The sequence below is a fragment of the Cupriavidus basilensis genome (assembly GCF_008801925.2).
In the GTDB taxonomy this organism is placed as follows: domain Bacteria; phylum Pseudomonadota; class Gammaproteobacteria; order Burkholderiales; family Burkholderiaceae; genus Cupriavidus; species Cupriavidus basilensis.
In genome coordinates, this window is record NZ_CP062803.1 from 4,244,671 (window position 1) to 4,266,567 (window position 21,897).

General features: G+C 68.3%; 18 protein-coding genes. 7 read left to right on the forward strand and 11 right to left on the reverse strand.

Going from position 1 to position 21,897, the window contains the following annotated elements; genetic code table 11:
• The first annotated feature begins 1 nt into the window (after position 1).
• The 3 genes from ypfJ (at position 2) to F7R26_RS19600 (ending at position 5,009) form a co-directional block, all read left to right on the forward strand.
• On the forward strand, positions 2–895 hold the full coding sequence (gene ypfJ / locus F7R26_RS19590; protein WP_150992575.1) for a KPN_02809 family neutral zinc metallopeptidase: 894 nt from the start codon (positions 2–4) through the stop codon (positions 893–895).
• 132 nt (positions 896–1,027) lie between these two features.
• Positions 1,028–1,756, forward strand: coding sequence for a TetR/AcrR family transcriptional regulator (locus F7R26_RS19595; RefSeq protein ID WP_150992577.1), 729 nt, complete (start codon positions 1,028–1,030; stop codon positions 1,754–1,756).
• A 154-nt stretch (positions 1,757–1,910) separates the two neighbouring features.
• Positions 1,911–5,009, forward strand: a complete 3,099-nt coding sequence (locus tag F7R26_RS19600) for a multidrug efflux RND transporter permease subunit (protein WP_150992579.1) — start codon at positions 1,911–1,913, stop codon at positions 5,007–5,009.
• A 240-nt stretch (positions 5,010–5,249) separates the two neighbouring features.
• Here the strand turns inward: F7R26_RS19600 and F7R26_RS19605 are convergent, their stop codons facing one another.
• The 8 genes from F7R26_RS19605 to F7R26_RS19640 form a co-directional block, all read right to left on the reverse strand.
• Positions 5,250–5,603 (reverse strand): hypothetical protein, encoded by a 354-nt coding sequence (locus tag F7R26_RS19605; RefSeq protein ID WP_150992581.1) that lies wholly within the window; start codon positions 5,601–5,603, stop codon positions 5,250–5,252.
• Positions 5,604–6,050: 447 nt separating this feature from the next.
• Complete coding sequence (rnk, locus tag F7R26_RS19610; RefSeq protein ID WP_043350617.1) at positions 6,051–6,470, reverse strand: nucleoside diphosphate kinase regulator; 420 nt, start codon at positions 6,468–6,470, stop codon at positions 6,051–6,053.
• 533 nt (positions 6,471–7,003) lie between these two features.
• The gene (locus F7R26_RS19615) at positions 7,004–7,444 is read right to left on the reverse strand and encodes a Cd(II)/Pb(II)-responsive transcriptional regulator (protein ID WP_043350620.1); all 441 of its coding nucleotides are present in this window, start codon (positions 7,442–7,444) and stop codon (positions 7,004–7,006) included.
• A 100-nt stretch (positions 7,445–7,544) separates the two neighbouring features.
• Positions 7,545–7,922 (reverse strand): adenosylmethionine decarboxylase, encoded by a 378-nt coding sequence (gene speD / locus F7R26_RS19620; RefSeq protein ID WP_150992583.1) that lies wholly within the window; start codon positions 7,920–7,922, stop codon positions 7,545–7,547.
• Positions 7,923–7,932: 10 nt separating this feature from the next.
• Complete coding sequence (locus F7R26_RS19625) at positions 7,933–8,100, reverse strand: hypothetical protein (protein ID WP_170302012.1); 168 nt, start codon at positions 8,098–8,100, stop codon at positions 7,933–7,935.
• 6 nt (positions 8,101–8,106) lie between these two features.
• On the reverse strand, positions 8,107–9,627 hold the full coding sequence (locus tag F7R26_RS19630; protein ID WP_150992585.1) for a DUF4178 domain-containing protein: 1,521 nt from the start codon (positions 9,625–9,627) through the stop codon (positions 8,107–8,109).
• 20 nt (positions 9,628–9,647) lie between these two features.
• Positions 9,648–10,682, reverse strand: coding sequence for an SPFH domain-containing protein (locus tag F7R26_RS19635; protein ID WP_193692096.1), 1,035 nt, complete (start codon positions 10,680–10,682; stop codon positions 9,648–9,650).
• Positions 10,683–10,726: 44 nt separating this feature from the next.
• A complete protein-coding gene (locus F7R26_RS19640) occupies positions 10,727–11,113 on the reverse strand; it encodes a DUF350 domain-containing protein (RefSeq protein ID WP_043350632.1) in 387 nt (128 codons plus the stop codon).
• Between the two features lie 253 nt (positions 11,114–11,366).
• Here F7R26_RS19640 and F7R26_RS19645 point away from each other — a divergent pair, with 253 nt between their 5' ends.
• From F7R26_RS19645 to htpX, 4 genes are all read left to right on the forward strand, one after another.
• Complete coding sequence (locus F7R26_RS19645) at positions 11,367–12,878, forward strand: polyamine aminopropyltransferase (protein WP_150993365.1); 1,512 nt, start codon at positions 11,367–11,369, stop codon at positions 12,876–12,878.
• A 27-nt stretch (positions 12,879–12,905) separates the two neighbouring features.
• Positions 12,906–14,624, forward strand: a complete 1,719-nt coding sequence (locus F7R26_RS19650; protein WP_150993366.1) for an FAD-dependent oxidoreductase — start codon at positions 12,906–12,908, stop codon at positions 14,622–14,624.
• A gap of 112 nt (positions 14,625–14,736) precedes the next feature.
• Positions 14,737–15,102, forward strand: coding sequence for a hypothetical protein (locus F7R26_RS19655; protein ID WP_241754371.1), 366 nt, complete (start codon positions 14,737–14,739; stop codon positions 15,100–15,102).
• 163 nt (positions 15,103–15,265) lie between these two features.
• Positions 15,266–16,144, forward strand: a complete 879-nt coding sequence (gene htpX / locus F7R26_RS19660; protein ID WP_150993367.1) for a protease HtpX — start codon at positions 15,266–15,268, stop codon at positions 16,142–16,144.
• Here htpX and F7R26_RS19665 read toward each other — a convergent pair.
• From F7R26_RS19665 to F7R26_RS19675, 3 genes are all read right to left on the reverse strand, one after another.
• On the reverse strand, positions 16,134–17,174 hold the full coding sequence (locus tag F7R26_RS19665) for a GlxA family transcriptional regulator (RefSeq protein ID WP_150993369.1): 1,041 nt from the start codon (positions 17,172–17,174) through the stop codon (positions 16,134–16,136). The two genes, htpX and F7R26_RS19665, sit on opposite strands and share 11 nt — an antisense overlap.
• 77 nt (positions 17,175–17,251) lie before the next feature.
• Entirely contained in the window at positions 17,252–18,466 is a 1,215-nt protein-coding gene (locus tag F7R26_RS19670; RefSeq protein ID WP_150993371.1) for an MFS transporter, read from the reverse strand.
• 109 nt (positions 18,467–18,575) lie between these two features.
• Entirely contained in the window at positions 18,576–21,872 is a 3,297-nt protein-coding gene (locus tag F7R26_RS19675) for a bifunctional cytochrome P450/NADPH--P450 reductase (RefSeq protein ID WP_193692097.1), read from the reverse strand.
• Positions 21,873–21,897: the final 25 nt, after the last annotated feature.

Consider the following 21,897-nt stretch of genomic DNA (forward strand, 5'->3'; position numbering starts at 1 on the left):
CATGCGTCTCGACGACGAAGCCGAAAGCCAGAATGTAGAAGACCGCCGGGGTGAAGGCTCCGGCGGTTTCGGCGGCTTTGGCGCGGGGCCCAAGACGCTCGGCATCGGCACCATCCTGGTGGCGCTGGCGGCGTCTTATTTCTTTGGCATCGACCCTTCCGTGATCATGCAGGGCGCCTCGGTGCTGCAGGGCTCGCAGCAGCAAGCGCCGCAACAGCAGCATGTGCCCAGCCATCCCCCCGCCCGGGACCAGATGACGGTCTTCGTGCGCAAGGTGCTCGGTAACACCGAGCGCACCTGGTCGCATATCTTCGAGACCGATCTCAACCGCCGCTATGCGCCGCCCACGCTGGTGATCTTCTCGGGCGCCACGCCTACCGCCTGCGGCACGGGCCAGTCGGCCATGGGGCCGTTCTATTGCCCGGGCGACCAGAAGGTCTATATCGACCTGGCTTTTTACGATGAATTGCGCCAGCGCTTCGGGGCCGGTGGCGATTTTGCCCAGGCCTACGTGATTGCCCACGAGGTCGGCCATCATGTGCAGAACCTGCTCGGCGTGTCGGGCAAGGTCGACGCCGCGCGCCGCCGCATGGGCGAGGCGCAGGCCAACCAGTTGTCGGTGCGCGTGGAGCTGCAGGCCGATTGCCTGGCCGGCGTATGGGCCGCCACCGCAGAGCGCTTGAACCAGCAGTTGCTGGAGCCCGGCGATATCGAGGAAGGCCTCAAGGCCGCCGCCGCCATTGGCGACGACCGCCTGCAAAAGCAGGCCCAGGGCTATGTCGTGCCGGAGGCGTTCACCCACGGCACCAGCGAGCAGCGCACGCGCTGGCTGCGCCAGGGCCTGACCAGCGGCGACATCCGCAAGTGCGACACCTTCGCGGCCAAGCAACTCTGAGCCACGCATACGGATGACTGCGCGGCGCCCCTCCCCCGGGGGCAGCGCCCCCTCGCTGGTGGGGCACTCGTTTGTGCTGAATTCGCCATGTAAACGTTGTTTACAAAGTGAGCGGTGTTTATAATCGCGGCCATGTCCGCCATCCGCCCAGCACAATCCAGCCCGTCGGCCCCGCCCGCAAACGTACCCGCCACGCCGGTTGCCGCGCGTGCCGGTGCGCCCGTTGCGCGGGCCAGCGGTGCGGAGCTGCGGCGCGAAAGTGTGCGCGAAGCCTTTTTCAATGCTGCCCGCGCATTGTTTGCCGAGGCGGGCTTCAGCGGCGTCACGCTGCGCCGCATCGGCGAGCGCTGCGGCTATAGCGCGGCCGCCATCTACCGCCATTTCGAAGACAAGACCGCACTGCTGTTCGAGCTGTGCGCGCAGGACTGGGTACGCCTCGCGGCGGCGCTGGCCGACGCGCGCGCCGCCGCGGGCACGCCTGCGCTGGCGTTGCCGGCCGTGCTCGATGCCTATGTGGCGTGGGCCCTGGCCAACCGCCACAGCTATCACCTGATGATGATGATGGGCCTGCCGGCCGACGCCGAGCGCGCGATCGATCTGCGCTGGGGCGAGCGTTTCCCGGAAGACCCGGTGAACGCGGTGCTGTTGGCTTGCGTGCATGACCAGCAAGCCACCGCGCTGATCGATTCCATGTACGACCCCGGCGATGTCACCAACGCGCTGTGGACTGCCGTGCACGGGCTGGCCGCGCTCGAAATCACGTTCGAGCACCTGCCCCACGAGGACTGGCAGCCGCTGGCGCGCAGGCAGCAGGTGCTGCTCGCGGCGCTGCTGCGCGGCTTCTCCCGACCGTCCCGCTAGAGCGACGGCCAGACACACTTCCCCCACAGCGTTTGTGCCACGCTGCCCGGCGCGTTTCACCGCTTGCATCTCGCGGTGCCCGCGCGCCGGATCCGTTCCACCGCGCGGTCGCGGCGGCTAGCTGCCGCGCCGACGCAAAACAATCCAATGTGCCATGGCGTCCTTTTTTCTTCGCCGGCCCGCGTTCGCGTGGGTTATTGCCATCCTCACCATGGTGGCGGGCCTGATCGCCCTCACCCGCATTCCCATCGCCCAGTATCCGGCGGTGGCGCCGCCCACCGTGATCGTCTACGCGGACTATGCCGGCGCGTCCGCGCGTACCGTGGAGGATGCGGTGACCGCAGTGCTGGAGCAGCAGATGCACGGCATTCCCGGGCTGCTCTACCTGGATGCCAGCAGCGAGGGCGGCGCCGCCACCATCACGCTGGGCTTTCGCCAGGGCACCGATGCGCAGTTGGCGCAGGTCAACGTGCGCAACCGCGTGATGCAAGCCGAGCCGCTGTTGCCGGAGGCGGTGCGCCGCGGCGGCATCTTCGTGGACCAGGCCGGCAGCAGCCCCTTCATGTATGTCTCGCTGGTGTCGCAGAACAGCCAGCTCGACGAAACCGCGCTCGGCGACTTTGCCGCCGCTTCGGTGCTGCCGATGCTGCGCCGCCTGCCTGGCATCGGCAAGGCGGAGCCCTACGGGGCCGAGTACGCTCTGCGCATCTGGTTCGATCCCGACAAGCTCAATGCCTACGGCCTTACGGCCGCGGATGTCGAGCAGGCCATCAAGGCGCGCAATGGCGACGTCACCCCGGGCCAGCTCGGCGGTGCGCCAGCGGTGCCGGGCCAGCCCTACCAGGCGCTGGTGCGCCCGCCCCGGCCGCTCGCCGAGCCGGAGGCCTTCGGCCAGATCGTGGTGCGCGCCGGCGGCGACGCCTCGCTGGTACGGCTGCGCGACGTGGCGCGGGTGGAGCTGGGCGCCAGCGACTACCGCTACAGCTCGCGCCACGATGGCCAGGTGGCAGCCTCGATCGGCCTCAAGCTGGCAGACGGCGCCAATGTACTGGCCACCTCGCGCGCGGTGCGCGCCGCGCTCGACGAAGCCGCGCGCGGCTTCCCTGCAGGCATGCGCTACGAGATCTCATCCGACAGCGCGCAGTTCGTCGAACGCTCGATCTGGCGCGTGCTGACCACGCTGGGCGAAGCCACGGCGCTGGTCTTCCTGATCCTCTACCTGTTCCTCGGCAACCTGCGCGCCACGCTGATCCCGGTGATCGTGGTGCCGGTTTCGTTGCTTGGCACGGTCGCCTGCCTGTACGCGTTCGGCCTGTCTCTGAACGTGATCACGCTGTTTGGCGTGGTGCTGGCGATCGGCATCCTGGTCGACGACGCCATCGTGGTGGTGGAGAACGTCGAGCGGATCATGCGCGAAGAAGGCGTGGACGCCATGGAGGCGGCGGCCCGCTCGATGCGCGAAGTGTCCGGCGCGCTGGTGGGTGTCACGCTGGTGCTGTGCGCGGTGTTCGTGCCGATGGCGTTCCTGGGCAGCGCGGTGGGCGTGATCTACCGGCACTTCGCCATCACGCTGGCGATCTCCATCGCCTTCTCGCTGTTCTTCGCGCTTTCGCTGGCGCCGGCCATGTGCGCCAGCCTGCTGCGCCATGCCCCGCATCCGCAGCGCGGCCCGCTGGCCTGGTTCGAGCGCGGCTTCTCGGCGCTCACCGCGCGCTATGCCGGCTGGATACTGGCGCTGCAGCGGCGCCGCCTGCGCTGGCTGGGCATCTACCTGGCGCTGGCGGTGGCCGGCGGCGTGCTGATGTGGCAGATCCCCGCGGGCTTCCTGCCGGAGGAAGACACCGGCGAACTGGTGATCGATATGGAACTGCCCGCGGGCGCCACGCAGGAGCAGACACGCGCCACCGTGGCGGCGCTGGAGGCGTGGCTGAAAGCCGGCAAGTATCCCGTGCGCTCGACCTTTGCCGTGCTGGGCTGGAGCAATTCCGGCAACGGCGAGCAGCGCGCCAGCATGTACCTGGCGCTGCGGGACTGGTCGGAGCGCGGCGCCGACGAACGCGCGCACGCCGTGCTGGCCAGGCTCCAGGCCGGGCTGGAAGCGTGGCCCGGGCGGGGACAGGCGCAGCTGTACGCGTATAACGGTGCTGCCCTGCCCGAGCTGGGCAGCACCGGCGGGCTCGACATGCGGCTGGTGGCGCAGGCCGGCGCCGGGCGCGAAGCGCTGTTTGCCGCGCGCGACAAGCTGCTTGCCGCCGTCAAGGACGAGCCATCGCTGGGCGAGGTGCGCGCCACCACCGGCCAGCCGGCGCCGGCGCTGGACCTGCACATCGACTATGAGCGCGCGCGCAGCTTTGGCGTGGAGCCGGATGCCATCCACCATGCGCTGTCGGCCACGCTGGGCTCGCGCTATATCGACGAAGTCGCGCGCGAAGGCCGTATCCGCCGGGTGATCCTGCAAGCGGATGCGCCTTACCGCATGGACCCGGCCAAGCTGTCGCGCGTGCATGTGCGCAATGCCAGCGGCGGCATGGTGTCGCTGGGTGCCTTCGCCGAACTGGCCTGGGGCAAGGGCGAAGCGACGCTGGAGCGGTTCAACGGGCTCACCTCGGTGCGCATCAACGCCGAAGTGGCGCCGGACCACAGCACCGGCACAGCCATGGAACGCCTGACGGCCAAGGTGCGCGAGCTGGGCGGCGCCTACGACGTGCGCTGGACCGGGCGCGCCTTCGAGCAGCAGCAAAGCGGCACGCAGGCGCCGTGGCTGTTTGCCTTGTCGATGTTGTTCATCTTCTTGTGCCTGGTGGCGCTCTATGAAAACTGGACCTTGCCGCTGGCAGTGCTGCTGATCGTGCCGGCGGGCCTCGTTGGCGCGCTGGTGGCGATCTGGCTGCGCGGCATGCCGAACGACGTCTACTTCAAGGTGGGCGGCGTGGTGATCATGGGGCTGGCGGCCAAGAACGCCATCCTGGTGGTGGAATACGCCGAGCAGTTGCGCCGCGGCGGCATGGACCTGCTGGAAGCCGCCGGCCAGGCCGCCCGCCAGCGGCTGCGCCCGGTGGTGATGACCTCGCTGGCCTTTATCCTGGGCGTGGTGCCGCTGGCAATCAGCACCGGCCCGGGTGCGGCCGCGCAGCGCGCGGTCGGCACCGGGGTGCTGGGCGGCATGCTGGGCGCCACCGTGATCGGCTCGCTGGCGGTGCCGCTGCTCTATGTCTTGATCGGGCACAGGCGTGCCGGGCGCGAACGGCAATGACAAGGCGCGTGGCGGCCAATGGCGTTCGGGGTAGTTCGGATTAGTCGGGGCGGGGAACTTACGAGGCTGCCGGAGGAAAAACGAAAGGCAGGGAGTGCGGGGGGCGGCGGGCAAAAATCACCCACCCGGCGGGAGAGAGAAGGAGGAGGAGGTCAGCCGGGCAGGTGGGAGATAAAACGGGGAGCAACAGTGATACCCAAGCGGCCACCAGAATGGCCGCCGGGTAACACGGGGTCGGTATCAGACCCGGTAGCCGTACAGCGAGCCGTCGCCGCTGCGCGAGTTGTCCAGCGAGCTGGCTGCGATCTCGCCACTGAAAGCGCCGCGGGCACCATCGGTGAACGTGTCGAACTTGCCAGCCTTGGCGCCGTCGGTGAACGTGTCGAACTTGCCGGCCTTCGCGCCGTCGGTGAACGTATCGAACTTGCCGGCCTTCGCGCCATCGGTGAACGTATCGAACTTGCCGGCGCGCAACGCGTCGGCGTACACGTCGAACTTGCCGACCTTGCTGTTGGCGGGCGCTGCCAGTACCGCGGCCGACGAGGCCACCATCAGCACGGCGAGAGCGCTGCCAAGGATGCGTTTGGCATTCATTTGGGACTCCTTCAACTGATTGTGTCGTTCTTGCTTTTAATTTGCTGTACAAGCTGCCCCGGCAAATCTATGTTGCGCTGCAGGCACGGACTGAAGATTAGTGGCTTGGCGGGCAAGGAGAAATCCCACTGCGACGAATGGTGCGTTGCGAGTCGTGAAACGCTGGAAAGTCGGACGAACGGCGTGGATTGGCTGCCCAATGGCGTGGCGGGAGGGCTTGCGAGGGGGCGCGGCGGGTGGCTAAAGCGATGCCTGATGGCCCGCCAGCCCAGGCAGGAGGCCGGTCCGCGGGCGAACAGCTTGCGCGCGGGCTGGCGTTTTGCGGGATGGGCGGCGCCGATGAGCGCGCGCCGGGGCGCCACGACCGGCGCCCGGAATCAGCCTGGAATCAGCCCTGAGTCGGCCTGAAAGTCCCCAAAAAGTGCGGGATAAGCTTTTGACCAGGCCTTAGACGGTGTACTGGCCGTTGGCCTCAGGCTGGAAAGACAGCTCCACCACGGTGACGCTTTGCTCACGTCCGTCCGGCAGACGGTAGCTCACGGTCTGCCCCGCGCGCGCGCCCAGCAGCACACGGCCGATCGGCGACAGTACCGACAGGCGGCCTTCCTCGAAATCGGCGGTGTCCGGATAGACCAGCGTCCAGCGGCGCGGCGTGGCCTCGCCCTCCAGCGCGCACAGCAGGCTGGAGTTCATGGTGACCACATCCTTGGGAATTGCCTCGGCCGGCACGATGGCCGCGCGCTCGAGGATGCTGTCGAGCATTTCGGCCAGCGGCGCAGCGCCGGCGCGGCCCGCGATGCGCTCCAGACGGGTGACGTCGAGCTCGGTCAGGTAAAGGGTCGGTTGTTGTTTGGACGATGCCGTCATGATGAATCCTCGCTAAGTGGCGATGCGGCGACCCGGAACAGGCTGGAGCGATCCGTCGGGGATCGGCTCCTGGCGTTGCCAGGTCATGAAATAAGGTGAGCTGTTACCGGCGGTCAGTACCGGCGGGAAAACCGCGAACTGGGGGTGACTCGGCCCGGTTCAGCGTCTGCCTGCGTTGGGGGGAACGTCAGGCTGGGAACCGGGCAGGATCAAGCGGTGCGCTGATCCGGCGGCAGGCGATCGCCTGTTTGGCTTGCGCGCGCGGCGCCTGGACTGCGCGCGCGGTCGCGCGAGCCTGCCCGATAGGGGCAAGCTCGACAGCAATCGGCGACAGGCAGCAAGGCGTCATTGGGTGCGGCAGCAATTGGAATGGAAAATCGGGAAAGCGCGCCATGCGGCGAAACTGACGAGAGCAATGGCTCACTCAAAGGCTTCGTCGCGGGCTCGGCCCGCCGCTTTTTCACCAGCTTGGTGCGCGGCAGGTAAAGGGATCGTAGCATAGCCGGCACCGTTCAGGCACCGGGGCGCAACCCTTACGCGTGGCTCTCAGGATGCGGATGGCACTCGCAGGCGGCGCCGGCGGCAGCTTGCTGCAGGTTCTGCAGGATGCCGCATTCGCTGGCCGGATGGGGCTGGTCGCAAGTATGGCGAAGTGCCCGCAACTGCCCTTCCAGCGCCTCCAGCGCCACGCGCTGGGCGTGGATCTGCTCGATCTGGCGATCCAGCAGGCTGTTGATATCGTCGCAGGCCAGTGTCGGATCGCGCTCGAAGTCGCGCAGCCGGCGCACGTCGGACAGGCTCATGCCGAGGGAGCGGCAGTGCCGCACGAAGTTCAGCTGCAGCAGATGGCCGTCGCCGTAGCGGCGATAGCCGTTGTCCTCGCGCTGGGGCGCGTCGAGCAGGCCTTCGCGCTCGTAATAGCGGATGGTTTCCACGTCGCAACTGCTGTGTTTTGCAAGCTCACCGATACGCATGCGGACTCCAGGTCACTTCCGATTGCACTCAATACCCTGTAGTAATTACGGGGTTACCTGGCAGTGTAGACCATCGCGGCAAGCCTTGCCAGCTTCGTGCTCAGCCCGGCGCCGGGCCCCGCGCCTGGTCGCGCAGCGTGAGCGTGCGCGGCACGAAGGCCGCGCGCATCACCTCCACCGCCAGCTCTGGCCGGGCGGCGCCGCACATGAACACATCCACGGCGGCAAAGCCGTACTCGGGCCAGGTATGGATGCTGATGTGCGACTCCTTGAGCAGCAGCACCCCGGTTACGCCCAGCCCCGGCCCGAAGTGCCGGAAGCGCGCATCGACCACGGTGGCGCCGGCGGCCTGCGCCGCCTGGTAAAGCACGCGCTCGACCAGTGCGGCATCGGCCAGCAGGTCGCTCGCCACGCCTTGCAGGTCGGCAAGCAGGTGGTGGCCGAGCACCGCCGGGCAAGGCAGGGCCGGGGCGTTCATGGCCGCCGGCTCATTTGTGGCCGCCGCCGGAGGACCAGCCGCTGGAGCCGGAGGAACCGCCGCTCCAGCCACGCGAGCTCGCGTATCCGGAGGCGCCGGAACCGGTGGATTCGCCGATGTTGAAGAAGGTCGTGCCGAACAGCACGATGATGCCGTAGACAAGATAAAGCAGGCGCACGCTGACTCAATCCTTTCCGGCCCAGCGCTGGACCAGCCAGATCGGCGCCCAAAGCAGCAGGAAGCCGACGACGATAGTGAACCAGCCCCGATCGGTGACGAGCGCCACCGGGACATTGAGGATGGCGAGGAGGATGGCGTAGACCTTGGCGCTCTTGCGGCAAAAGGCGAGGTCGGCGCTATTGCCCGCAGCCGATGCGCGCGCTGCCTGCGGCGCGCGGGCGGCTTCGGCCAGCCCCGGGCTGGACTTGAACCACTGCGCGAGCTGCGCGCGCGCCACGGTGGTGGACAAAGTCCAGACAATTTCCGTGTCGGAGGTCTCGCGCGTGAGCCGGCGCGCCGGCTTGCCGAATTCGGTCAGGCGCGTGGTGTCGCCCACCTTGACGCGCCAGTTGAAGGTGCCGGCTGCGTACAGCACCTCGCTCTCGTAGTCGTAGCCTTGCTGGAACGTCTGGCCCTGGTAGCTTGCGGCCGTGCCGGAGACCATGCGCGGCCAGGTATCCAGCACCTCGACCCGGTCCCAGCCGCTGTCCTGCTCCACCAGCCACATCAGGCCACGCTGCTCGTTGAACAGCAGATACTCGACCCAGGTGGAGGCTTCTTCCTCGTCGTTGTCGGTGCACTGCATCAGGCCCAGCACCGTGTACGGCTTGCCGTCGATGTTGCCGATGTCGCCCGGCGCCAGGCTGGTCTTGAGCGCATCGAGCTCATGCTGCTTTTCCAGCACGAGCGCCGTGGAGGTGGAGCAGTCGATCTCGCTGTGGCAACTCGGGCAGACCACGAAGCTGGCCACGCCCGCGCGGTAGGCGATCGGGCCGCCGCAGCCCGGGCAGGCCAGCGGCACGGCCTTGCCGCGATAGCGGTCGGCGGTGCCGGCGATCTGGTCGGCCTCGCGCAGCAACTGGCATTTGAGCTGGTCGAGCGTGACCGCCTGGCCGGTATAGATGGCGGGCGGATCGCCATCGGCGTAGTCGAGCGTGAGGAAACGGCCTTCGTCGCGGAAGTCCGCAACCTGCGCGGTCCAGCCGGCGCCCACCGTGAACGGCAGCTCGCCCTGCCCGCCGGTGCAGCGCGCGCTGCGCACGTCGCTGGCCAGGTAGCGATGCTTGTCGAAGTACAGGGGCGTGCCGGGCGTGAGCTGGTCATAGCGCGGCAGCGCCACGCCGTTAATCTGCGCGGCGGATTGCTCGGCCGTGACGCGCCGGGTCAGCATGTACTGGCCGGAAGCATCCGCCAGCCAGCCGTCGCTGCCGTCGTCGAACAGCAGGTACCACTCGTTCCACAGGCCGGAGTCGTAGCGCAGCTGGATGCGGCCGACCAGGGTGAAGCCCTGCCCGTCCCACTGGCCCGTGGTGTGGATCTGCAGCGGCGTGTAGTCCTCCAGCACGGTGGACATCTTGCCGATGTCCTTGACCGTGTCGGCGTCCTTGAGCAGCGTGCTGTGGCAAAACTCGCACACCACCATCGCCGCGGCAGACGAGCGGAAGGCCGCCGGCGCGCCGCAGCTTGGGCAGTTGATTTCTTGCATGCTTAAGGGATAGGGCGCGCTCAGCCGATCAGTTTCTTGAGGATCTCGGCCTTGGCAGCGTCGAACTCCGCCTGGGAGATCAGGCTCTTGTCGAGCAGGTCCTTGAGCTTTTGCAGGCGTGCGGCGGGATCGTCGGCGGGCGCGGCCACTGCGGCCGGCGCCGCTGCCGCAGCGGGTGCGGCAGGCTGGACGCCGGCGGCGGCGCCAAGCCCGCCCGCCATCGCCTGGCCCATCACCGCGCCCGCCGCCAGGCTGGCGCCAAGGCCGGCCACGCCGCCCTCGTTCTGCGCGGCCAGCGGGAGCGAGGTGGCGACCTGATACTGCGTGAACTTCGCCATATCGCCCATCATGCCCATGGAGACACGGGTGTCGATGGCCTTTTGCAGTTCTTCCGGCAGCGACACATTGGTCACCGCGAAGTTATCCAGCGCCACGCCATAGCGCTCGAACTCCGGCGCCAGCCTGTCGCGGATGGTCTGCGACATCAGCGCCTGGTTGGCGGCCATGTCCAGGAAGGGTACCGAGGCGCCGCCCAGCGTGGCGGTCATGGTGGCGATCAGCAGGTTGCGCAGCTGTTCTTCCACCTCGTCGCGGGTGTATTCGGCGCGCGTGCCGCTGATCTCGGTATAGAACCTGGCGGCGTCGGCCACCTTGTACGAATACAAGCCGAAGGCGCGCAGCCGCACCATGCCGAAATCGGCGTCGCGGATGGTAATCGGCTGGGCGGTGCCCCACTTGCGGCCGATCTGCAGGCGCGTGCTGAAGAAGTACACATCCGACTTGAAGGGCGACTCGAACAGCTTGTCCCAGTTCTTCAGGTAGGTCAGCACCGGCAGCGTTTGCGTGGTGAGCTTGTGCATGCCGGGCCCGAACACGTCGGCGATCTTGCCTTCGTTGACGAACACCGCCATCTGCGACTCGCGCACGGTCAGGCTGCCACCGTACTGGATTTCCATATCCTCCATCGGATAGCGCCAGGCCAGTACGCCGTCCGTGTCCTCCGTCCACTGGAGGATGTCGATAAACTGCTTCTTGATGAACGATCCGATGCTCATGGCAATCCCCAGGTTCTCAGCGTTGTTCCAGCATGTTCAGGAAGTCAGGACAGGCAGGCGGCATTGATCAAGCCGACCGTCACTGAAATAGCGCCCATCAGGCCGCCCATGCCGATATTGTTCGATTCGATCGCTGCATCCATGTCGGGCAGCGCGCGCGCCAGGCCCGCGTAGGCCAGCGCCTGTACCAGCATCGCCCCCACCGACCACACCAGGAACATCAGGAAGGTGTCGTTGTGCTGGATGCTGGACGACAGCGTAAAGCAAAAACCGATCATCGCCCCCGACAGCGAAAGCGCCGCCGCGAGGTTGCCCTGGCGGATCAGCGCGAACTCGCGAAACGGCGTGATCCTGGTGTAGACTCCGACGAACACCGCCAGCAGGGCAAGGCCGGCCAGCAGGTGCAGCACGTAGGCGTAGATGGCTTGCATCTTGGTTGTTCTCCGGCTGGTTCCACGACGGTGTTCCGGGCTGCCGCAACAGTCAGCGAGCCGTGAATCGTGAAGCCATATTGGCGATATCAGCATTGTTGGCAGTTGGCGCCCAAGTATATCCGTTGTCCATTTCGGTTCATCACAACTTTTTTGCAGTTTGCCAGGCGTGCGCGCATCGCGCGGCGGCTCGCCTGAGCGTCACGCCAGCCCCTCCCGGCTTCCTCTCCGACCCCCCGATTCCCTAGCCCCGATGCGCGACCGTACCCTTGTTCTTTCGGTGTTGATCGTGGCGTCCTGCGGGCTCGGCTACGAGCTGATCGCCGGTGCCCTGTCCAGCTACCTGCTGGGCGACTCCATCCTCCAGTTCTCCTCCATCATCGGCTGCTACCTGTTCGCCATGGGCGTGGGCTCCTGGCTGTCACGCTATGTGAAGGACGAGGACGTGCTGGCGCGCTTCATCGATATCGAGATCCTGATCGGCCTGCTCGGCGGCATCTCCGCGGCGCTCCTGTTCGTGGTGTTTGCCTGGCTGTCCGCACCCTTTCGCACCGCGCTCTACGCCATGGTGTTCGTGCTCGGCGTGCTGGTGGGCATGGAGATCCCGCTGGTCATGCGCGTGCTCAACACGCGCCGCACCGCCTTTAGCGAGCTGGTCAGCCGCGTGCTGACGTTCGACTACCTTGGCGCGCTGGCTGTCTCGCTGGTGTTCCCGCTGGTGCTGGCGCCGCGCCTGGGGCTGTCGCGCACCGGCTTTTTGTTCGGCATGCTCAATGCGGGCGTGGCGCTCGTCACCATCCATATCTTCCGCGACGAGCTCAAGCCGGTGATGTCGCGCATGCTGCGCGCCTCGCTGGTGCTGGTGCTGCTGGCGGGTGGCTTCCTGGCCTCGGGGCGGCTGACCCACTGGGCTGAGCGCGGCATGTTCGGCGACGAGATCATCCATAGCGAAAGCACGCCGTACCAGCGCCTGGTGATCACGCGCTGGAAGGACGACATGCGCCTCTATATCAACGGCAACCTGCAGTTCTCCTCGCGCGACGAGCACCGCTACCACGAGGCGCTGGTGCATCCCGTGCTGCAGGCGCTGCCGTGGGCGCGCCGCGTGCTGGTGATCGGCGGCGGCGACGGGCTGGCCGTGCGCGAGATCCTGAAGCACAAGAACATCGAGCACGTGACGCTGGTCGACCTCGACCCCGCCATGACCACCCTGTTCTCGCGCAGCGAGCCGCTGGTGGCGCTGAATCAGGGCTCGCTCAAGGATGCGCGCGTGCAGGTGGTCAATGCGGATGCCGCGCAATGGATGGAGCAGCACAACGAGATGTTCGACGCCATCATCGTCGACCTGCCCGACCCATCCAACTTCGGCCTGGGCAAGCTGTACTCGGTGCCGATGTACAAGCTGATGTCGCACCATCTCGCGGAGAAGGGCTATGCGGTGGTGCAGTCCACCTCGCCGTACTTCGCGCCGCGCTCGTTCTGGGATATCGACGCCACGTTGCGCGAGGCGGGCCTGCATACCTGGCCCTACCACGCCTATGTGCCGTCATTCGGCGAGTGGGGCTTTATCCTTGCGGGCAAGCGCGACGACTACACGCCGCCCACGCACTACACCGTGCCGCTCAAGTTCCTCGACGCCGACAGCACCGCGCTGATGTTCCGCTTCCCCGCCGACATGGCGCCGCGCGAGGCGCGTGCCAACCGGCTCAACGAGCAGTCGCTGGTGCATGACTTTGAGCAGGACTGGCGCAATGTCATTCGCTGATCCGCATCCCCCGCAATCGGAGCTGGCATGGACCGCCGCCGCTTCCTGATCGCCGGCGCTGGCGCGGGCGGCCTGGGCTTGCTGTCCGGCTGCGATCGCCTGGGCGACGATGCCAGCCGCTTCCTGGCCGGCGTGGGCCTGCGCGAGCCCATGCCTGTGGTGGTGCGCCCCGGCATGGCCGAGGGCCACGCGCTGCGCGATGCCGCCAGCTGGCCGTCGACTGTTTCCGCGCAGGACGAAATCGTGACCGACGTTGCCATCCTCGGCGGTGGCGTGGCCGGGCTCAGCGCCGCGTGGCAGCTGGCGCGCGGCGGCCTGAAGGATTTCCTGCTGGTGGAGGGCCCGGAATTCGGCGGCAACGCGGCGGCCGGAAGTTTCGGCGGCGACCTGGCCTTCCCGCGCGGCGCGCACTATCTGCCGCTGCCCTCGCCCGAATCCACGCACATCCGCGAGATGCTGGCCGACACCGGCGTGATCCAGCGCGACCCGTTCGCCGCGCGGCCCGAGTTCGACGAGCGCGCGCTGGTGCATGCGCCGGACGAGCGCCTGTTCTTCGATGGCAAGTGGCACGACGGCCTGCTGCCTGGCGACGCTGCGCCAGAGCAGGAAGCGGCGCAGCACGCGCGCTTTCTCGCGCGCGTCGAGCAGCTCAAGAGCGCGCGCGGCAGCGACGGCCGCAAGGCCTTTGCCATCCCGCTGGCGCTGGCCTCGCAAGATCCGGCCTGGACCCGGCTTGACCAGCAAAGCATGCGGCAGTGGATGCTGGCCGAAGGCTTTACCGCGCCCACCCTGCACACCTATGTGGACTACTGTTGCCGCGACGACTACGGCGCGGGGCACGAGCTGATCTCGGCCTGGGCCGGCCTGTACTACTTCGCCAGCCGCGCGGGCCATGCAAGCGATGCGGCCGACGGCGCCGTGCTGACCTGGCCGGATGGTTTGCACGCGCTGGTGACGCGGCTCTCGGCGCGCATTGATGCGCACCGCGGCGCCAAACCAGGCGCCCAGCCCTGGCGCCGTCCCGGCATGGCGCTGCAAGTGCAGGAGCAGGGCCGTGGGGTGTCGGTGCTGTGCGCCTGGTGGCCGAATGGCGTTGGCGCCCGGCCGCCGCGCCTCTACCGCATCCGCGCGCGCCGCGTGATCTGCGCCATGCCCCTGCATGTGGCCGCCCGCGTGGCGCCGCTGCGCGAATTCGGCTTCGACCCGGCGCGCCACCTGCCGCCTACCGCGTCCTGGATGGTGTCCAGCTTCCGCCTGCAGGGCTTCCCGCCGGAGGCGCCTGGCGTGCCGCTGGCGTGGGACAACGTGGTGCACGGCGGACGCGGGCTGGGCTATGTGGTGAGTACCCATCAACTGATCCGGCAGGCAAAGCCGGCAGCCACGGTCTTTACCGCGTACTGTCCACTGGACTTTGCGGCCAGCCCCGGCGCGGCGCCGCGCTCGCTCGCCGACACCCGCCGCTGGCTGGCCGAGGCCAGCCCCGCCGAGCTGATGGACTATGCCACCACCGATCTGCGCCAGGTCTACGGGCGCGCCTTCTGGCGCCACGCGGATGCGGTGGAAATCACGGTGCGCGGGCACGCCATGGCCTCGCCGCGCACGGGCTTTCTGGGCAATGCCGGCGCCGCGGCCCTGCGCGCGGCCGATGGCCGCATCCTGTTTGCTCATGCGGACCTGTCCGGCCTGTCGGTGTTCGAGGAAGCGGCGTGGTGGGGTACGCGTGCCGCGCGGAATATCCTCGGCTGAGTGCTGTGGAGTGATGCTTTCGCCATAACATGCCGCGGCGCCGCATCCTGTAGAATTCTTTGCTCGATTTCGTGTCGAACCCCCTGACACGCGATCCCAACCCAAATTTTTCGTGCGCGCCATCCGCTTCCTGCTGCTGCTCCTGATGCTTGCCGTCATGCCCTTCCAAAGCTGGGCAGGCGCAGGCACGTGCGCAGTGGGCAACGCGGTGCAGGCGGATGCGTGCGGCACCTTGGCACAAGACGCCGCTGTCGCCACGGCAGACGATGCGGCGCATGCCGCCGCCATCGATGCCAGCGGCGCCCCCGGCGACGCCAAGGATCCGTCGCAGCCCGGCGCCGACCTCGCCGAATCCCTGTTGCCGGCCTCGCCCCCGCGCTTTACCGCAGGGCTTGCCCGCAGCGCAGCGCCCGCGCACCGCGCGGGCGTCATGCCCGACCCCGACCTCCCCCTTCAGCAGCGCCCTCCCAGCGCCTGAGTCTCCTCCGCGCGTGCGCTGGCCTTGCGTGCGCTCGTAGTCAGGTTCCCGGTTTTCCTGTCGTTAGTCTCCTGCACGCGGCGCGCCTGGCCTTGGCGCCGTGCGTGCTTGCGATGCGCGCCCCTGTTTTCACCATGGCATTGATCACTTCCTCACACAAAAAATGAAACGCGTCCTGCTCTTCCTGGCGACCAACCTCGCCGTCATGCTTGTCCTCAGCTTCACCGCCAGCTTGCTGGGCGTGAACCGCTTCCTCACCGGCAACGGCCTCAACCTCGGCATGCTGCTGGCATTCGCCGCGCTGATGGGCTTCGGTGGTTCCTTCATCTCGCTGCTGATGTCCAAGACCATCGCCAAGTGGTCGACCGGCGCGCAAGTCATCACCCAGCCCAGCAACAGCACCGAAGTCTGGCTGGTGCAGACCGTGCAGAAGCTGGCCGACCGCGCCGGCCTGCCGATGCCTGAAGTCGCCATCTATGAAGGCGAAGCCAATGCGTTTGCCACCGGCGCCACCAAGAAAAGCTCGCTGGTAGCCGTTTCCACCGGCTTGCTGCAGACCATGTCGCACGACGAAGTGGAGGCCGTGCTCGCGCACGAAGTTGCCCACATCGCCAATGGCGATATGGTCACGCTCACGCTGATCCAGGGGGTGGTCAACACCTTCGTGATCTTCCTTGCGCGCGTGGTGGGCTACTTCGTGGATTCGATGCTGCGCAAGAACGATGAGGAATCGAGCGGCCCCGGCATCGGCTACATGATCACGGTGGTGGTGTGCGAGATCGTGTTCGGCATCCTGGCCAGCATCATCGTGGCCACCTTCTCGCGCCATCGCGAATACCGTGCCGATGCCGGCGCGGCCAAGCTGATGGGCAGCCCCACGCCGATGGTGGCGGCGCTGCGCCGGCTGGGCGGCCTGGACTCCGAAGGCCTGCCGCAGAACATGCAGGCGATGGGCATTGCCGGTGGCAAGTCGTGGCTCGCGCTGTTCTCCAGCCACCCGCCGATCGAGCAGCGCATTGCCGCGTTGCAAGCTAAGGCCTGAGGCCCTTGCCGGGCTCCTCTGGGCTCGCCCGGAACGCTGCCCGATAGCGTTCCGGCGTGGTCTGCACATGCCGCTGGAACGCCTGCCGCATCACGTCGGCATTGGCAAATCCAGTCGCGCGGGCGATGCCATCCAGGCGTCGCCCGTCTTCCTCCAGCATCCTGCGCACCGCTTCCACACGTAGCCGTTCCACGTAGCGCGCCGGCGTCTCGCCGACCTGCCGCGCGAACACGCGCGCGAAGTTGCGCGGGCTCATCGCCACGCGCTCGGCCAGCACCTGCACCGACAGGTCGCGCGCCAGGTGCTCCGCCATCCAGGCCTGCAATTCACGCAACTCCAGGCTTTGCGCGCTCTGCGCCTGCAGCAGCGTGGAGAACTGCGCCTGGCTGCCGGGACGGCGCAGGAACAGCACCAGTTCGCGCGCCACGGCCAGCGAGGCGGCATGGCCGAGGTCGTCCTCCACCAAGGCCAGCGCCAGGTCCATGCCGGCGGTCACGCCGGCCGAGGTGTACAGATCACCCGCGCGGATCCAGATTGGGTCCGGGTCCACCTGCACCAGCGGATGGCACTGCGCCAGCCGTGCGGCGTGTCGCCAGTGCGTGGTGGCGCGATGGCGGTCCAGCAGCCCGGTGCGCGCCAGCACGAACGCGCCGGTGCAGACCGCGCCAAGGCGGCGCACGTGCGGTGCCTGCGCACGGACCCAGTCGATCAGGCGCGCGTCGTTGGCTGCCGCGGCGTGGCCTGAGCCGCCGGCGATCAGCAAGGTATCGATCGGCCCGGGCAGCATGTCGCCGATGCGATGATACGGCGCGTCGGCCAGCAGCCGGACCCCGCTTTCGGTGCACACCAGGCCGTCGTCGCGCACGCTGGCAATGCGGATGTCGTAGGCCGGCGAGGCCCGGCCAGGGAGCCGGTTGGCATGGCCGAAGACGGCGCTGGGCCCGGTCACGTCGAGTTCCTGCGCCGGGTCCGGCGCGACGAGCACGACGATGCGCGGCGGATCATTCGGCAAGGGATGGCTGGCAGGCATGGACGGTGACCCAGGGCGAGAGTGTGCGTGCGCGAGGGCGCGAGTGTGGTTGCCGCCGATCATACCGGCGCCGGCGCTTATCCGGCCAGCACCGCCGCGCGCGGCGCGGCGCGCCGCCAGCCTAGCGTGACCAGCAGCGCCACCGCCAGCGCCGGCAGCACGGCAAGGTTGACCGCCTGCCAGCCATAGCGGTACAGCACCTGCCCGGCAGCGAGCGTGGCCAGCGCGGTCAGCGCCGCGGCGGAGAATTCGGCCAGCGCCTGGGTCCGCGCGCGCTCGGCGGGCCGGTAGCTTTCCGCCAGCAGCGTGGTGCCGCCGACAAACATGAAATTCCAGCCAATGCCCAGGCACAACAAGGCGACATAAAAGGCTGGCAACGCCGTCGAGGCCAGGGCCACGAGCGAACCCATTGCAGCGAGCCCGATGCCGCACATCAGCATCGGCCCGCGCCCGAAGCGCTGCAGCAGCCAGCCGGAGAAAAAGGACGGCGCGTACATGCCCACCAGATGCCACTCGATGATCTGCGCGCCCTGCGTGATGGTATGGCTGCACGCCACCGCGGCAATCGGCGTGGCGGTCATCACGAACATCATCACCGCGTTGCCGATGCCGTTGTTGGCAAACGCTGCCAGGAACACCGGCTGGCGCGCGATCTCGGCGAGCGGACGCGCGGGCAACGCCGCGGCGCGTTGATCGGCCGCCGCCGCGCCTGCGTGCGCCCTTGGCTCGCGGTAGCCAAGCGCCAGCAGCAAGACCGTGGCCATGCCGAACACCGCGACCACCGCATACGATCCGGCGAAGGGCTGCGCCACCATCAGATCGCTGCTCCACGCGGCGATGGCGGGCCCGCACACGGCAGCCACCACGCCGCCGGTGAGCACGGTGGAAATGGCGCGCGGCTTATCCACAGGCGCGGCGGCGTCCGCCGCGGCCAGCCGGTAAAAGCGCGCGAACGCCTGGAACACACCGACCAGCGCCGTGCCCACGCAGAACGCCACGAAGTCATGGTGCGAGATGGCCCACACCGACACCAGCCCGCCCGCGCAGCACGCGAGCCCGCCGAGCGAAAAAGCGATGCGGCGTCCCAGCCGCTCGATCAGGAAAGCGGCCGCGATGGCGGTGAGCGCCGACGCCACCGTGATCAGCGCGAACGGCAGCGTGGCTAGCGCCTTGTCGGGCGCGAGCGTGTAGCCGACCAGCCCGGTCAGGGTCAGGTCGACCGACAGCGCCGAAGTGAACAGGGCCTGGCAGATTGCCAGGACCCGGGCTTGGGACATCGCGGGACGTGCCATCGGAGCGCTCCGGTGAGGAAGTGGCGGGGATGGCACCGAGCGTACGAAAAGCGCGAGCGTGGCGGCTGACAATGATCCGCAGAATCCTGCCAACTCGCGCCTGGCTGGGCTAGTTGAACACGTCCTGGCGGTAACGACCCTGCGCCACCATGCCCGCCAGCCAGTCGGAGGCCGCCGCCTCGCTCATGCCGCCCTGCTGCGCCGCGATCTCGATCAGCGTGCGCCGCACCGCCGGCGCCATCTGCCGGCCGTCGCCGCACACATAAATCGTGGCGCCGTCCCGCAGCATCGCCCAAATGGCCTGCCGATCACGCCATAGCAGATGCTGCACATAGCGCTGGTCCGCAGCGGCAGTAGTGGAGTGAGCCGCATGCGCCTGCACCACGCCCTCGGCCTGCCAGCGGGCCACATCATCGCGGTACAGCCAGTCGTGCCCGGGATGGCGGCAGCCGTAATAGAACTGGCTGGCGGCTACCGCCTGTCCGGCGGCCTTCTGCGCCGCGCGCTCTTCCAGGAAGCCGCGGAACGGCGCGATGCCCGTGCCGGGCCCGACCAGGATCATCGGCCGCGCCGGATCGGGATCGGGCGCGAAGGCCGGGTTGGGCGTGCGGATCGCGGCCGCCACCACCGCGCCCGGCGCGAGTCCTTGCAGCCAGGTGGATGCCACGCCACGGAACATGCCGCGCCCCGAGAGCGCGGGCGACCACACGGTGCCGACCGTGATCGTCGCCACGTCCGGTGAGACCAGCGGCGACGACGCGATGGAATAGAAGCGCGGCCGCATCGGCGCCGTGCAAGCCAGCAGGCCCGGCAGCGTGAGCGCGATGGCGGGGTGGCTGACCAGCACATCCACCAGCCCCAGCCGATGCGAAGCCACGCGCGCCGCGTAGCCCTCTTGCGCGTGGTCCGAGCCGAGCCGCTCCAGCGCCGCGCGCGTGAACGGGCAACGCGTGTATTGCAGCAGCGTGCGCAGCGTCTGGCGCGACACCACATCTTGCAGCTCGATGAAATGCGTCAGCAGTTCGCGCAAGGGCAATGCCTCGTCCAGGGGCAGCCCACGCGCGGCGTAGCCAGGCGCGGCGGACAGCGTCACCATGGCGTCGGGATCGAGATCGAGCCGCTCGCACAGGTCCCGCACGGTGGCGGGATGGTTCTGTGGATACACCGCAAGATGATCGCCGGTCGCGTAGCTTGCGCCTTCCGGCAGGCGCAGCCGGATGTCGCGCGTGGAGGTGCGCGGCGCTTCCAGCGCGAAGTCCCACAGGCCCGCCGGATCGTTCACCAGCTCCGTGTTGGCCAGCACCGTGAAGGCCTGCGTCGACGGCGGCAACGTGGTGGCACGGATGGCGGCGATATCGCGCAGCCGCACCTCGATCTGGCTGGCGCCCGCTGCATCTGGCGCCGCGCCCTGCTCCACGCGCAGCGCCTGCAGCGATTGCCACAACGCGGTGAGCCATGACTCCGCCGCCTGGTCGAAGTCGCCATTGCCATCCGCCTCGCCGCGCGCGAGCAAAGGCGCCGCGCCGGCCGCGCTGAAGAAGTCGTGCAGCCGCTTGGGGAATGCCTGGTACGTGGCCCATTGCGAATTGCCGCAGCCTAGCAACGCAAAGCGCAGGCCTTCCGCGCGGTAGCCGCCGGCATCGCCGCTATCGAGCATGGCTTCGAAGCGTCGCGCTGAATCGGGTGCGCGCCCGTTGTAGGTCGCCGCCACGATCACGGCGAGCCCATCGGTGGGCAACGCGCCCACGGCTTCGTCCAGGTCGCGCAGCGTGGCAGCAAAGCCGGCCGCCAGCGCGCCGGCGTGGATCTGCTCGGCCAGCTCGCGCGCGGTGCCGAGGCTGGAGCCGCACAGCACGGCAAGGGGCTGGCCGTTGCCGCGCACCGCCGGGGGTTGCGACTGCGCGCTGGCCGCGCCGGGCGCAGCTGCGGCGGCGATGCGCTCGTGCGCACGGCGCCGCCGCGCGCGCAGCGTGAACGCATCCGGCTTCAGGGTCAGCGTCTCCTTGATGCGGAACTGGTAATCGTGCGGATCGCTGAACTGGAAGTTGCGCAGCATCAGGGCCAGCGCGAGCTTGGCTTCGGTCAGCGCGAACTGGCGCCCGATGCAGGCGCGCTCGCCATTGCCGAACGGCTTGTAGGCGTGGGGATGGATCCTGGCCTCGTTCTCGGGCAGGAAGCGGTCGATGTCGAAGGTCTCCGGATCGGCCCACACTTTCGGGTCGCGGTGCAGCGCGGTGAGCACCACCGAGATGCGCCGATCCTTGCGGATCAGGTAGCGCCCGCCGATCACCGTGTCTTCGAATGGCGCCACCGCAAAGGCGGGCGCCGTGGGCCACAGGCGCAGCGTTTCCTTGAGCACGCGGTCAATCACCTGCAGCTTCGCGAGGTCGGCATAGACCGGCGGCGCGTCACCCGGCAGCACCGCGTCCACCTCGGCATAGGCTTGCGCCAGCACGCCGGGATGGCGCAGCAGCTCATACAGCGCGAACGTAAGCAGGCCGCTGGTGGTCTCGTGCCCCGCGATCAGGAAGGTGATGACCTGGTTGCGGATGTTCACGTCGTCCAGGCGCTGGTCGGTGTCGGGGTCGCGCGCCTCCAGCATCAGGCTGAGCAGGTCGTGCGCGGGCGGCTGGCCGGCGTTCTTGCCGGCCGCGGCGCGGCGCTGCCGCACCACGTCATCCACCAGCTCTCGCATGTACCGGATATCGTCGGCGAACTTGCGGTGCGCCTTGTGCATGAACTTGTCCTGCAGCGCAAAGCGCGTGAGCTTGCCCATGGCCTCCTCGAGCGCGCCGACCATGGCGTCGATAAAGGGATGGAGCTGCTCGCGCGAGAACGAATCGAAGTCGTAGCCGAAGCCTGACAGCGCGATGGTGTCCAGCGTGAGCCGGGTCATGTCGTCGGCGATCGGGATGTCGGTGTCGGCGCCCTGGCGGTCCCACTTGTCGACCAGCCGGTTGGCCACGCGCAGCATCACGTCGAAGTAGCCCTTCATCGCGCGCTGGCTGAAGGCGGGCATCAGGATGCGGTGCGCACGGCCCCAGTTCCCCTCCTCGGCGTGCGCGGTGAACAAGCCGTCGCCAGCCAGGTCGCGCAGGTAAGACAGCGGCGGCCCGACGGTCTTGCGAAAGTGCCGCCCGTCCGACAGCTCGCCCACCAGCGCGGCGTCGCTCACGAACGCCACCCGGCGCCCGGCGAAATCGAGTTCGAAAATGCCATCGAAGGCACGGCTGCGCGCCAGCAGGTGCTGCCCGACCTTGCCCGGGGTGACCTGCAACAGGTTGCCGACCAGCGGCCAGCCCGGGTCGCGCGGGATGGGTTCGAGCGAGCGTGCGGGCTGCGCCGCTGGAATGGTTGCGGAGGTTGCGGCCGGAGCGGCGGAGGCAGGAGTGGAGGCGCGCTGCATGTTCAGGTCACCAGAAGGTAGTCGG

What these genes read in the sequence shown, in the direction of transcription:
- ypfJ (WP_150992575.1), top strand. Translation starts at nt 2, where the DNA reads ATGCGTCTCGACGACGAAGCCGAAAGCCAGAATGTAGAAGACCGCCGG.
- F7R26_RS19595 (WP_150992577.1), top strand. Translation starts at nt 1,028, where the DNA reads ATGTCCGCCATCCGCCCAGCACAATCCAGCCCGTCGGCCCCGCCCGCA.
- F7R26_RS19600 (WP_150992579.1), top strand. Translation starts at nt 1,911, where the DNA reads ATGGCGTCCTTTTTTCTTCGCCGGCCCGCGTTCGCGTGGGTTATTGCC.
- F7R26_RS19605 (WP_150992581.1), bottom strand. Translation starts at nt 5,603, where the DNA reads ATGAATGCCAAACGCATCCTTGGCAGCGCTCTCGCCGTGCTGATGGTG.
- rnk (WP_043350617.1), bottom strand. Translation starts at nt 6,470, where the DNA reads ATGACGGCATCGTCCAAACAACAACCGACCCTTTACCTGACCGAGCTC.
- F7R26_RS19615 (WP_043350620.1), bottom strand. Translation starts at nt 7,444, where the DNA reads ATGCGTATCGGTGAGCTTGCAAAACACAGCAGTTGCGACGTGGAAACC.
- speD (WP_150992583.1), bottom strand. Translation starts at nt 7,922, where the DNA reads ATGAACGCCCCGGCCCTGCCTTGCCCGGCGGTGCTCGGCCACCACCTG.
- F7R26_RS19630 (WP_150992585.1), bottom strand. Translation starts at nt 9,627, where the DNA reads ATGCAAGAAATCAACTGCCCAAGCTGCGGCGCGCCGGCGGCCTTCCGC.
- F7R26_RS19635 (WP_193692096.1), bottom strand. Translation starts at nt 10,682, where the DNA reads ATGAGCATCGGATCGTTCATCAAGAAGCAGTTTATCGACATCCTCCAG.
- F7R26_RS19640 (WP_043350632.1), bottom strand. Translation starts at nt 11,113, where the DNA reads ATGCAAGCCATCTACGCCTACGTGCTGCACCTGCTGGCCGGCCTTGCC.
- F7R26_RS19645 (WP_150993365.1), top strand. Translation starts at nt 11,367, where the DNA reads ATGCGCGACCGTACCCTTGTTCTTTCGGTGTTGATCGTGGCGTCCTGC.
- F7R26_RS19650 (WP_150993366.1), top strand. Translation starts at nt 12,906, where the DNA reads ATGGACCGCCGCCGCTTCCTGATCGCCGGCGCTGGCGCGGGCGGCCTG.
- htpX (WP_150993367.1), top strand. Translation starts at nt 15,266, where the DNA reads ATGAAACGCGTCCTGCTCTTCCTGGCGACCAACCTCGCCGTCATGCTT.
- F7R26_RS19665 (WP_150993369.1), bottom strand. Translation starts at nt 17,174, where the DNA reads ATGCCTGCCAGCCATCCCTTGCCGAATGATCCGCCGCGCATCGTCGTG.
- F7R26_RS19670 (WP_150993371.1), bottom strand. Translation starts at nt 18,466, where the DNA reads ATGGCACGTCCCGCGATGTCCCAAGCCCGGGTCCTGGCAATCTGCCAG.
- F7R26_RS19675 (WP_193692097.1), bottom strand. Translation starts at nt 21,872, where the DNA reads ATGCAGCGCGCCTCCACTCCTGCCTCCGCCGCTCCGGCCGCAACCTCC.